This window comes from Stenotrophomonas sp. FW305-C-20-S1 (assembly GCF_058783335.1).
In genome coordinates, this window is sequence record NZ_JBYTEK010000002.1 from 29,163 (window position 1) to 41,279 (window position 12,117).

Genomic DNA, 12,117 nt, shown 5'->3' on the forward strand with positions numbered 1-12,117 from the left:
ACGACCGGTCTCCCCCCACCACAACACGTTTCCGCCCTTACGGTCGAGCAAGCTCGACCACTACACCGGGGTTCCCGCCACGACCTCGCGGCCGCGAGCGCGCTGGATCAGCCGCACCACCGCATTGCGCAGGTCATCAAGCACCGCGTAGATCGTAGGCAGGAACAGCAGGCTGACCACGGTAGAGAACGCCAGGCCACCGGCAATCGCACGCGCCATCGGCGAGTACTCCGGCCCGTTGCCGAACATCTGCGTATCGGTCAGCGAGATCGGCACCATCGCCAGGATCGCCGTGCCCATGGTCATCATGATCGGGCGCAGGCGCTCGCGTGAGCCCTCCACCAGCGCCTGGGTACGGCCCATCCCGCCCCGGCGCAGATTGTTGATGTGCTCGATCATCACGATGCCGTTGTTCACCACCACGCCCATCAGCACCAGGATGCCGATGAAGGACATGATCCCGAACGAGGTGCCGGTGATCCAGAACAGCCAGAACACGCCGAAGATCGAGAACAGCACGCCGCTCATGATCGCCGCCGGGAACAGCAGCGATTCGAACACTGCGGCCATCACCACGTAGATCATCACCAGCGCGATCAGCAGGTTGAACACCATCTGCTGCATCGCCTCGTTGTCATCGCCGTAGTCGCCGCCATCGAAGGTGAAGCCGTAGCCGGCCGGGAAGTTCATCGGCTTGAGCACTGCTTCCATGGCCTTGCGGCCGTCCGGTGCGGTGATCTTCTCGGCCAGGTTGGCCTTGATGGTCAACGTGGTCTGGCGGTTGGTGCGGCCGATCTGGGTCGCTGATGAACCCACATCGACACTGACCAGGCTCAACAGCGGTACGCTGCGGCCATCGCCGGTGCGCACGCTGAAACCGGCCAGGTCTTCAGGGCTGCTCTGTTCGGCACCGGCGAAGCGCACCCATACCGGCACTTCGTTGTCACCACGACGGAACTCGCGCATCGGTGCACCACGCAGCGCCAGGCCAACGAAACTGGCAACCTGCTCGGCATTGAATCCGAACGCCGCTGCACGCTCGCGGTCGACGTGCACTTTCAGCTCGCCGCCCTTCTCGCCGTTGTCGATGCGCACATCGCGCAGCTCGGCGCGCTGCGCCAGCAGCGGCAGCACTTCCTGGCCGATCTCCTGCAGCATCGCGCTGGAGTCGCCGACCAGCTGCACCTGCACGCCCTGGTTGCCGCCACCGCCACCATCCCCGCCCTGGTTGCCGACGAAGTAGTCGGTACGCGCGGATTTCGGCAGCCCTTTGCGCAGCTCTTCCTGCAGCGCCTTGATGTCCTTGGCGTACTTCTCGTCCAGGGTGACCACCGTCGAACTGCCTTCCTGTTCGCTGTACCAGGAATAGACCTGCTGCACGTGCAGGCGCTCGCGGTTCTGCTCGATCCAGCCTTCGACGCGGGCCACTTCCTCGGACATCTGCCGGTAGGTGTAGGCGCCCTTCCACATGTAGCCGATGAAGATGTCCTTGCCACCATCGCCACCGAACATGTCGATCTTGGTCAGCTTCATCGGCACCAGGCTGACCAGCACCACCAGCAGGATGCCCAGCAGGCTCCAGCCGCGATGGCGCAGTGACCAGTCCAGCAGCTGCGCGTAGCGGCGCTGCAGGCGCGCGATCACGCCGGTCTGCGAGTGCACCAGCTTCGGCGTGGCCATGCGTGCGGACAGCATCGGGATCAGGCTGACCGCCACCAGCCACGAGGCCAGCAGGGAGACCGAGATGGTGATCGCGATCTGCGCCATGAAGATGCTGATGTTGTTGGTTTCACCAAACAGGTTGGGCACGAACACGATGCAGTGGCACAAGGTGCCGGCGCTGAGCGCGATGGCAACGTTGCGGGTGCCGATGATCGAGGCCAGGCGTGGCTGGTCCGGCAGCCGCTCACGTTCCTGGTAGATGCTCTCGACCACCACCACTGCATTGTCGACCAGCATGCCCACGGCCAGCAGCAGGCCCATCATGGTCAGGATGTTGAGCGTGACGCCGGCGAAATACATGAAGCCCAGGGTGATGGTGAAGCAGATCGGGATGGCCAGGGTCACCATCAACGTGGACGGCCAGTGGCGCAGGAAGAAGAACAGCACCGTCACCGACAGGATCAGGCCGACACCGCCGGCCTCGGCCAGCTCCAGCAGGGACGAGGTCACCGCCTTGCCCTGGTTGTCGATCACCTTGATCTGCACGTCGCGCATCGATGCCTGCGCGCGGATCGCTTCAACCTCGGCAAGCGCGCCGCGCGAGACGTCCACCAGGTTGGCGCTGCGTTCCTTGTAGATGTCCAGGCCGACGGCAGGATTGCCATCCAAGCGGCGGCCATAGCTCATCCGCGCCGGCTTCAGCCGCACATCGGCAATGTCACCCAGGCGCAGTCCCTTGGCATTGATCACCAGGTCACGCATTTCCTGCAGATCGGTGATCTCGCCCACCGGCTGCACGCGCACGCGCTGGCCGTTGTCGTCGATCTGCCCGGCCGAGATCGAGAAATTCAGCGTGCGCAGGCGATCGCTCAGCTCGTTGATGCTCAGGCCGTGGGCGTTCAGGCGGTTCGGATCGATCGCGATCTCCACCTCGTTCGGTGGCGCGCCGGTGATCTCGACCCGGGCCACGCCCGGAATCCGCTCGATACGCCGCTTGAATTCGCGGTCGAGCATGTCATAGGCGGTGGTCAGGTCGGTGGTACTGGCCAGGCGCACTTTCAGCACCGGCTGGTCGCTGCTGGACCACTTGAACACGTTGTAGCGCTGCACATCGTCAGGCAGGTCACTGCGGATCGCGTCGATGCGCTCGCGCGCGTCCGAGGCGGCGATGGCGATATCACGATCCCAGTCACTGAACTCAATGAAGATCGACGCAGCTTCGGAGGTCGCCGACGACCGCATGCGCTTAATGCCGGTCATCGTCGCCAGCGACTCCTCCACCGGCCGGATGATGGTCCGCTCGACTTCTTCCGGCGTGGAGCCGGTATAGGGAATCTGCACGAACAGGAACGGTGCGGAGATGTCCGGCAGCGCTTCCAGTGGCAGCCGGAACGAGGCGATCAGGCCGACCACCACCAGCGACACGAAACACATGATGGTGGTGACCGGGCGGCGGATGGAGAACTCGGCAACGCTCATGCCGGTTCCTCCGCACCCGACGCACTGCCCTCGGCACCGTGCAGGCCCTCACCGGCATGCTTGCGACCGCGTTCGCGGTAGTAGGCATCGCCGCGGCGGTCCATCAGGTCGTACACCACCGGGATCACCAGCAGGGTCAACAGGGTCGACACCAGCAGGCCACCGATCACGGTGATCGCCATCGGTGCGCGCACTTCGGCGCCCTCGCCCATCGCCACCGCCAGCGGCAGGAAGCCGAACAGCGTGCACAGGGTGGTCATGATGATCGGCCGCAGGCGCGAACGCGCACCTTCCACCAGTGCCTCGTGCTTGGCCACGCCGGCCTCGCGCAGCTGGTTGACCTTGTCGATCAGGATGATCGCGTTCTTGGTGACCAGGCCGACCAGCAGGATCAGGCCGATGAACACCACCACCGAAATCGGCTTGCCGGTCAGCATCAACGCCAGGATCGCGCCGACCAGCGCCAGCGGGATGGTGAACAGGATCACGAACGGATGCAGCAGCGATTCGAACTGCGACGCCATCACCAGGTAGACCAGGAAGATCGCCAGGCCGAAGGCGAAGATCAGCGACTTCGCCGCCTGTGCCAGTTCCTCGCCCTGGCCGCCGATGTGCAGGCCCACGCCGGCGCCCAGCGGCTGTTCGGACACCATCTGCTGTACTTCGCGCATGGCCGCGCCCAGGTCGATGTCGCGCAGGTTGGCCGAGACCACGGCCACCCGGGTCTGGTCGGCACGATGGATCTCGCTGGGGCCGGTGGTGGCCACCACGTCGGCAACCGCATCCAGGGTGACCGGACGGGTGCTGCCCGGATTGACGATCAACCGGCGGATGCTCTCCACGCTGGCACGATCGGTTTCCTGCGCGCGTACCAGCACGTCGATCTTGCGGTCGCGGAAGCTGTAGCGGGTGGCGACATCGCCGCGCACCTTCTTCACCACCACATCGGCGATCTGCCGCGTGGTCAGGCCCAGTGCACCGGCTCGCTCCTGGTCGAAGCGGATCTGGATTTCCGGGAAGCCCTCTTCCACGGTGGATTTGACGTCCGCGTAGTGCGCATTGCCGCGCAGCAGCGCCGCCAGGCGCTGGCCCGCCACTTCCAGGGTCGCCATGTCCTGCCCACGCAGTTCGATTTCCAGCGGCGTGGAGAAGCTGAACAGTGCCGGCCGCGCGAAGTCGACCTGCGCACCCGGGTGCTGGCCCATGGTGTCGCGCAGGCGCTCGGTGATCTCCGCTTCGGTCTGCGGGTTGCCGCCGCCTTCCATCACGATGGTCAGCTTGCCGATGTTCTCGCCACTCTCGGTCGGGCTGGCATCCAAGCGGGTACCGCTGCCGCTGACACCGTACAGCGATGCCACGCCTTCGCCCTTGCCATGCGCCAACTGCAGCTCACGCACCAGCGCATCGGTCTGCTTCAGCGGCGTGCCGGCCGGCAGCTTGACCGTCATTTCAAAACGGTCCTGCGCCAGCTGCGGGATCAGGTCGGCGCCGAGCATCGGCACCAGCGCCATCGTGCCGACAAACGCTAGCGCAGCCAGGCCCAGCACCTTGCCAGGGTGGGCCAACGCACCCGGCAGCAGCCGCAGGTAGCCACGTTCGGCACCGGCGTATGGCTTCATGGCGATGTCACTGGCCTTGCGCATCACCGGGCCGACCACTGCAGCCACGCCACGGCAGAGGCGCACCACCAGCCATGCCAGCGCGTAGAAACTCCAGCGCATCGTCGCCACCACACCACGACGGCCGAGTGCGACCGGCTTCTGCCAGCGGCTCTGCGGCTGCCACGGCTCGGCTGCGGCTTCTGCCGGGAAGGCCAGCGGCGGCCGACCCTTCAGCGAGCTCAGCATCGGAATCAGGGTCATCGACACCAGCAGCGAAATCGCGATGGCGATGGCCACGGTCAACGCCTGGTCACGGAACAGCTGGCCGGCGATGCCGTCGACGAACACCAGCGGCAGGAACACCGCGATGGTGGTCAGGGTCGAGGCGACCACGGCCATGCTCACTTCACGGGTACCGGCGATCGCGGCCTGCAGGATGCCCAGGCCGCGTTCGCGCGCCTTGGCGATGCTCTCCAGCACCACGATGGAGTCATCCACCACCAGGCCGGTGGCCAGTGCCAGGCCGCCCAGCGACATCACGTTCAAGCTCAGGCCAAGCTGGCCCATGAAGAAGAACGTGGCGATGATCGAGACCGGCAACGACAGGCTGATCACGAACGTGCTCCAGCCGTCGCGCAGGAACAGGAAGATGATCAGGATCGCCAGCAGGCCGCCGATCACCGCGTCCTTCTTGACGTCGGCGATGGCGTGCTCGATGAAGCGCGACTGGTCTTCGATGGTGGTCAGTTCGGCATCGGCCGGGAACGTTGCCTTGATCTGCTCCAGACGCTTGCGCAGCGCTTCGGCGGTGGCCACGGTATTGGCGTCGCCTTCCTTGTAGATCGCCAGTTCGACCGACTCCTTGCCGCCCAGGCGGATGACCGCTTCGCGTTCCTTGTAGCCCTGGCGCACGGTGGCCACGTCCTTCAGGCGCACCGGCACGCCGTTGGCGACCACGCTGGAGGCGCCGCCAGAGGAAGCGCTCTGCGCAGCGGAAGCGGCGGCGACGGCTGCAGCCGAGCCCGTAGAGGCAGCGATGTTGAACATCTGCTGCAGCGCCGAGTCGGCCGCGCTGCCGTTGGCGGACTGGGTGGTGACCAGCAGGTTGCGGATTTCTTCCAGATCGGCGAACTGGTTGACGGTGCGCACCAGGAAGCGCTGCGAGCCCTCCTCCAGGCGACCGCCGGAAATGTTGATGTTCTCTTCCTTCAACCGCTTGATGACGGTGTCGATCGGCAGGTTGAGCTGGGCCAGTTTCTGCTGGTCGATGTCGACCTGGATCTCGTCTTCCAGGCCACCGCCAACCTTCACCGCCGCCACGCCGGTAACCGGCTCCAGCTTCTTCTTCAGGTCTTCGTCGGCATAGCGACGCAGGCCGGTCAGTTCACGGATCGCTTCTTCGTCGGTCGCAGGCGCGGCCTTGGTCGACAGCACCAGGCGCATGATCGGCTCGGTGGAGGGATTGAAGCGCAGCAGCACCGGCGCCTTGGCTTCCAGGGGCAGGTTCAGCGCTTCCATCTTGTCGCGCACTTCCAGGCTGGCCTGGTCCATGTTGGTGCCCCAGGCGAACTCGAGCACCACATCACTCTGGCCGGTGCGCGAGACCGACTTCAGCTTGCGCAGGTTCTTGACCACGCCCACGGCTTCTTCGACCGGCTGGGTGATCAGGGTTTCCATTTCCGTCGGCGCCGCACCTGTGTACTCGGTGCGCACGGTCAGCGTCGGATAGCTCAGGTCGGGCAGCAGGTTGACCTTGAGGTTGCCCAGTGCGATCAGGCCGAACAGCAGCAGGGTGACCGTGCACATGGCGATGGTGACGCGGCGGCGGGTGGCGAACTCCACCAGGCCGCCACGCATGCCTGCGGCGGCGCCATCGCTCCCGGGCGAGGCACCGTGGTCGTGGCCGGGCGCGGTCATTGCGTGCTCCCGGCCTTCTCTGCCGGCTTGGCCGAGGCGGTTACGGTCTTCGCCTTGGCCTTCGGATCGGCGATCACCTGCACCGCGGTGCCGTCGCGCAGGGCGACCTTGCCGGCGGTGACGATCTGGTCACCCGCCGCCAGTCCCTCACGGATTTCCACCCACGGCCCTTCGGCGTAGCCAAGCTTGACCGGCACCCGCGCGACCTTGCCCTCGCGCACGCGGAACACTGCCGGCTCACCATCGTCCAGCAGTGCCAGGCGCGGCACCACCAGTGCATCGGCACGCTGGTCGTAGTCGATGCGGATACGACCGAACATGCCCGGCTGCAGCGACTGCGCGGCACCGTCGAAAGCACTGACCACACGGAAGGTACCGCTGCCCGAATCCACCACCGGCGCGATGCGGTCCACCACACCAGTGAAGGTCTGGCCCGGCAGCGCATCGGCCGACAGCGTGACCGGCTGGCCTGCGCGCAAGGTCGCCAGCTCGCGCTCGGGCACGTTGAGGGTGGCTTCCAGCCGCGAGTTGTCGACGATGCGGAAGATCGGCGTGTTGATCTGCACGAAGTTGCCGGTCTTGATCGATCGCGAGGCGATCACGCCGGAAATCGGTGCGACCACGGTGGTGTAGGACAGTTCCAGCGTGGCCAGGCGGTACTGCGCGCGCACGTTCTCCAGGTCGTAGCGCAGCTGGTCGACATCGGCAGCGCTGACCATCTGCTGGCCGACCAGCTTCTGTGCGCGCTGGTAGTTGTTCTCCAGCTTGCGCATCTGCGCCTCGCTCTGGGCAACGGCCAGGCGTGCGCGGTCCGGATCCAGCCGCACCAGAGGCTGCCCGGCGCTGACCCGCTGCCCTTCCTCGACCAGTACCGCCAGCGCGACGCCCGAGGTCTTGGCGACCACCTGCGATTCGGCGCGCGGCTCCAGTGCCGCCGTTCCGGTGTAGCTGGCGGCCACCGCGCGATGGCTGGCCACGGCCACTTCCACCGGCACCGCGTCGACCTTCTTCTCGTCCTTGGTCTCGGCCGCCTTGGCCTCGTTGTTGGGCCCAGCGGCGCAACCGCTCAGCAGCAGGGAGGTGGAGAGCAGCAGCGCGGCAGCGCAGAGTCCGCTGCGGGGGCCGGGCAGGAAGGTTTGGTGCGACATCGTCAGATCCCTGGAGGATGCGTGGGCAGGTGTGGTAGCAAAGTAATGCACCACTTCACGGCAACACCATATCCCAAAGGTCATGGTGTCTTCACGCCGCCGGTCGGGCAGACCCCATTTCAGCTAGATGAAACCTGAGGCTATACTCGGGTCGTTCCGTACCCCACGCCGGAACGACCAGACCCGAATCCCCGGAAAAGACACCATGCGCCCGCAGCCGCTCGCCGCTTGTCTCGCTCTGGCCGTCCTCCTGCCCCTCGGGGCCGCCGCACAGCCCGCACCTGCTCCTGCAGCACCACCCGCCCCGGCACCGGCTCCGGCCCCTGTGCCGGCGGCTGCCACGCCCACCGGCAGTTTCGACAATGGCCGTGTGCTGGCCTACACCTGCCAGGGTTGCCACGGCATCACCGGTTACAAGAACGCCTACCCCAGTTACCGGGTACCGAAGATCGGTGGCCAGACCCAGCAGTACCTGACCCAGGCCCTGACCGAGTACCGCCAGGGCAAGCGCCGGCATCCGACGATGCAGGCGCAGTCGATGAGTTTCAGCGAACAGGAGATCGCCGATCTCGCTGTTTACCTGTCCACCGTCAAGTAAGGCCCGCCCATGTCGAAAGCCGCGCATCCACTGCGTCACGCCATCGCCCTGTCCGTCGCCCTGCTGCTGGCGGCCTGCTCGCAGTCACAGGTGGAGAACAGCGAGAAATCCGCCGGCGATCCCGGCCATGCCAGCGGCGAGCACGGATCGTCTTCCTCCGCGGGCCTGCCTGCCGGGCGTGAAGCCGCCGGCGAGGCCCGCGCCAAGGTCAAGAGCAAGGCCACCAGCCAGAGCTGCATCGATTGCCACGGTGCCGACGGCAATGCGCCGATCGATCCGACCTATCCGAAGCTGGGTGGTCAATACGGCGATTACCTGGCGCATGCGCTGCAGGCCTACCGTGCCGGTGATCGCCAGCATGCGCTGATGACACCGCAGGCGAAGGACCTGAGCGATCAGGACATTGCCGATCTGGCCGCGTATTTCGGCAGCCGACCGAGCCAGCTGCGGGATCTGCACGGGGTCAAATGACCGCCGGCCCGCCCCAGTGGGTGCGGACCGTTGGTTGGTGGGTGCGGACCGTTGGTCCGCACGTATCCGGATATCCACGCATGGCGTGGATCTACTGAATCCGACCGGCGATCAGCCTTCCAGTTCTTCCCAGCGTGCGTACGCGGCATCCAGTTCAGCCTGCACCTTGGCCAGCTGCTGGGTGTGCGCGGTCACTTCGGCGCTGCTGCGCGTGTAGAACGACGGATCGTTCATTGCCGAGGTAAGCCCTTCGACATCGCCTTCCAGCTTTTCGATCGTCTTCGGCAGCTGTTCCAGCTCACGCGCTTCCTTGTAGGCAAGCTTGCGCTTGGGCGCTGCCGGTTCCGCAGCAGCCGCCGGAGCAGCTACCACCGGCTTGGCGGCAGCAACCACCGCAGGCGCAGCGGCCACGCTGGCCGCGTAACGCTGCCAGTCGCTGTAGCCGCCCACGTACTCGCCGATCACGCCATCGCCTTCCATCACCAGCGTGGAGGTCACCACGTTGTCGATGAAGTCACGATCATGGCTGACCAGCAGCAACGTGCCGTTGTATTCGCCCAGCAGCTCTTCCAGCAGCTCCAGGGTTTCCACGTCCAGATCGTTGGTCGGTTCGTCCATCACCAGCAGGTTGGACGGCTGCGCGAACAGCTTGGCCAGCAGCAGGCGGTTGCGCTCGCCACCGGACAGGCGGGTGATCGGCGCGCGCGCGCGCTCGGGGGTGAACATGAAGTCCTGCAGGTAGGCGTGCACGTGCTTGCGCTTGCCGTTGAACTCGAGGAAATCGCGGCCTTCGGCCACGTTCTCGATCGCGCTCCAGTCTTCGCGCAGCACTGCACGGTACTGGTCGAAGTACGCGACCTGCAGATTCGTGCCGGCGTTGACCTCACCCTGCTGCGGCTGCAGTTCGCCCAGCAGCAGCTTCAACAGCGTGGTCTTGCCACTGCCGTTGGGGCCGATCAGGCCGATGCGGTCGCCACGCAGGATGGTGGTGGAGAAATCGCGGACCATCGTGCGATCGCCGAAGGCGAACGAAATGTCCTTGATGTCGATGACCTTCTTGCCCGAGCTCACGCCCTGGGCCGCTTCCATCTTGACGTTGCCGCTGAGGTCGCGGCGCGCGGAACGCTCGTTGCGCATCGCCTTCAAGCGGCGTACGCGGCCTTCGTCGCGGGTGCGGCGTGCCTTGATGCCCTGGCGGATCCACACTTCTTCCTGCGCCAGCAGCTTGTCGAACCGTGCGTTTTCCTGGGCCTGCGCGTTGAGGCGTTCTTCGCGACGGCGCTCGTAGTTGGCCCAGTCGCCCGGCCAGCTGGTGACCTGGCCGCGGTCGATCTCGACGATGCGGGTGGCCAGCGCACGCAGGAAGCGGCGGTCATGGGTGACGAACACCACGCTGCCGTTCCAGTTCTTGAGGAACATTTCGAGCCAGTCGATGGCTTCGATGTCGAGGTGGTTGGTCGGTTCGTCCAACAGCAGCAGGTCGGGGCTGGAGACCAGCGCACGGCCGAGCAGCACGCGGCGCTTCATGCCGCCGGACAGGCGCGCGAATTCCGCGTCGCCATCGAGGTCGAGCTTGGTCAGGGTCTCGCTGACGCGCTGGTCCAGGCCCCAGCCGTTGGCGGCATCGATCTTGGCCTGGACGTTGCCCAGCGCTTCGCCATCGAACACGTCGGCGTGGCTGAGGTGATGGAATTCGGCGAGCCATTGGCCCAGTTCGCCCAGGCCATCGGCGACGACGTCGAACACGCTGCCAGCGGCGCCGTGCGGCACCTCCTGCTCCAGGCGGGTCACGCGCACGCCCTGCTGCACGCGCACTTCACCGTCATCGGGCTTGTGGTCGCCGGACAGCAGCTTGAGCAGGGTCGATTTGCCGGCGCCGTTGCGGCCGATCAGGGCGATACGCTCGCCCGGCTCGATCGACAGTTCGGCTTTTTCCAGCAACAGCGGGCCGCCGACGCTGAAGTCGACGTTTTGCAGAGTAATCAGAGGCATCCGGCCATTGTAGCGGGTTGCGGGGCCTGGCCGGGCGGCGCCCGGCACCCGCAGAGGCCACGGCCGCAGCAACAGCAACAGCCAACCCCGACTTGCTGGAGGGATGGCGGGGTGGTGTGGGGCTTCAGGACACGCCGTAAACCCTTCCATGGGGGGCTCGATGGCGCCATCCATGGCGCCAACGGTCCTGCAGCCCCACACCACCCCGCCTTCGACAGATCTCCGCTGCTGTTGGTAGGTGTCGACCTTGGTCGACACGTAGATCCACGCCATGCGTGGATGATCGCCGCAGGATCTTCCAAGGGATGCAATCGACTGGATACCAGCGGATTACCCCACTTCCCCCAACAACGCCTGCAACCCCGGCAACCATCGCTTGCCGGGGTGGCGTACCAGCCACAGCGTGCGGTGCAGGGCCGGCAATGGCGTTTCAAGGATGCGCAGGCGGCCGAGGGCCAAGGGTTCTTCCAGGGCGTGGCGCGAGAGGCAAGCCAGGCCGAGGCCGGCGATGGCGGCTTGCTTGATGGCTTCGGTATTGCCCAGCTGCAGGGTCTGGGCGAAGCCGCGCAGATGCGGCAGCAATGCCTGTTCGACAGCCTCGCGGGTGCCTGAGCCGGGTTCGCGCAACAGCCAGCGCGCTGCGCGCAGTTCATCCAGGGACCAGCGCGGGGGCGCATCCGCAGCCGCCACGATCACCAGCGGGTCCTGCTGCCAGGCGGTCACCTGCAGCCCGCGTTCGTGGCATGGGCCTTCGATCAGTCCTGCATCCACGTCCAGCCGTTGAACGGCCGCCACCACGCCTGCGCTGTTGTCGATGCGCAGATCGACCTCGGCCTGCGGTGCCTGCCGCAGCAGCTCGGCGATACGCGGCGGCAGCAGGTAGTTGCCGATGGTGGTGCTGGCCGCCAACACCAGCCGCAGCGGCGCGCCTTGGGACGGGTCACCGCCTGCCGCCAATTGCCGCTCCAGATCGGCGGCATTGACCAACAGCGCCCGCGCCGGTTCCAGCAAGGCCCGGCCGTGGCCGTTCAGCGTCAGGCGACGGCCGATGCGGTCGAACAGCGGCGTGCCGAAGTGCGCTTCCAGCTCCTGCAGGGCGGCGCTGCTGGCGGACTGGGAAAGCGCGATGGCCTGGCCTGCGGCGGTGGTGCTGCCCTGGTCGGCGATGGCAACGAAGACCTGCAGCTGGCGGAGCGTCAGGCGCATGGCCATTACCTGTGTTATGGGTAGTTTTCACCGATATTATTCG

7 protein-coding genes are annotated in these 12,117 nt (G+C 66.1%); 2 read left to right on the forward strand and 5 right to left on the reverse strand.

The features are described 5' to 3' along the window. Positions 1–60: 60 nt before the first annotated feature. From AC3WTC_RS01820 to AC3WTC_RS01830, 3 genes are read right to left on the reverse strand one after another with little or no spacing between them, the layout of a single operon-like run. Positions 61–3,141 (reverse strand): efflux RND transporter permease subunit, encoded by a 3,081-nt coding sequence (locus AC3WTC_RS01820; protein WP_025875053.1) that lies wholly within the window; start codon positions 3,139–3,141, stop codon positions 61–63. Then, positions 3,138–6,659 carry an efflux RND transporter permease subunit gene (locus AC3WTC_RS01825; RefSeq protein WP_492710297.1) on the reverse strand — a complete coding sequence of 1,174 codons (3,522 nt, stop codon included), beginning with the start codon at positions 6,657–6,659 and terminating at the stop codon, positions 3,138–3,140. Before AC3WTC_RS01825 ends, AC3WTC_RS01820 begins: the two co-directional genes overlap by 4 nt. After that, the gene (locus AC3WTC_RS01830) at positions 6,656–7,807 is read right to left on the reverse strand and encodes an efflux RND transporter periplasmic adaptor subunit (RefSeq protein WP_025875055.1); all 1,152 of its coding nucleotides are present in this window, start codon (positions 7,805–7,807) and stop codon (positions 6,656–6,658) included. Before AC3WTC_RS01830 ends, AC3WTC_RS01825 begins: the two co-directional genes overlap by 4 nt. Positions 7,808–8,012: 205 nt before the next feature. Here AC3WTC_RS01830 and AC3WTC_RS01835 point away from each other — a divergent pair, with 205 nt between their 5' ends. Then, positions 8,013–8,405: a c-type cytochrome gene (locus AC3WTC_RS01835; RefSeq protein WP_025875058.1), complete on the forward strand. Its 393-nt coding sequence runs from the start codon at positions 8,013–8,015 to the stop codon at positions 8,403–8,405. Between the two features lie 9 nt (positions 8,406–8,414). Next, positions 8,415–8,876, forward strand: a complete 462-nt coding sequence (locus AC3WTC_RS01840; protein ID WP_032977578.1) for a c-type cytochrome — start codon at positions 8,415–8,417, stop codon at positions 8,874–8,876. 111 nt (positions 8,877–8,987) lie between these two features. On the opposite strand, the gene AC3WTC_RS01845 is transcribed toward AC3WTC_RS01840, so the two are convergent. Beyond that, positions 8,988–10,868, reverse strand: a complete 1,881-nt coding sequence (locus AC3WTC_RS01845) for an ATP-binding cassette domain-containing protein (protein ID WP_025875062.1) — start codon at positions 10,866–10,868, stop codon at positions 8,988–8,990. Positions 10,869–11,198: 330 nt separating this feature from the next. Beyond that, positions 11,199–12,074 (reverse strand): LysR family transcriptional regulator, encoded by an 876-nt coding sequence (locus tag AC3WTC_RS01850; RefSeq protein ID WP_492710300.1) that lies wholly within the window; start codon positions 12,072–12,074, stop codon positions 11,199–11,201. Between the last annotated feature and the right edge of the window lie 43 nt (positions 12,075–12,117).

Bases quoted from the DNA above. Each gene is read 5' to 3' on its own strand.
- AC3WTC_RS01830 (WP_025875055.1), bottom strand. From the start codon at position 7,807: ATGTCGCACCAAACCTTCCTGCCCGGCCCCCGCAGCGGACTCTGCGCT.
- AC3WTC_RS01835 (WP_025875058.1), top strand. From the start codon at position 8,013: ATGCGCCCGCAGCCGCTCGCCGCTTGTCTCGCTCTGGCCGTCCTCCTG.
- AC3WTC_RS01825 (WP_492710297.1), bottom strand. From the start codon at position 6,659: ATGACCGCGCCCGGCCACGACCACGGTGCCTCGCCCGGGAGCGATGGC.
- AC3WTC_RS01820 (WP_025875053.1), bottom strand. From the start codon at position 3,141: ATGAGCGTTGCCGAGTTCTCCATCCGCCGCCCGGTCACCACCATCATG.
- AC3WTC_RS01850 (WP_492710300.1), bottom strand. From the start codon at position 12,074: ATGCGCCTGACGCTCCGCCAGCTGCAGGTCTTCGTTGCCATCGCCGAC.
- AC3WTC_RS01845 (WP_025875062.1), bottom strand. From the start codon at position 10,868: ATGCCTCTGATTACTCTGCAAAACGTCGACTTCAGCGTCGGCGGCCCG.
- AC3WTC_RS01840 (WP_032977578.1), top strand. From the start codon at position 8,415: ATGTCGAAAGCCGCGCATCCACTGCGTCACGCCATCGCCCTGTCCGTC.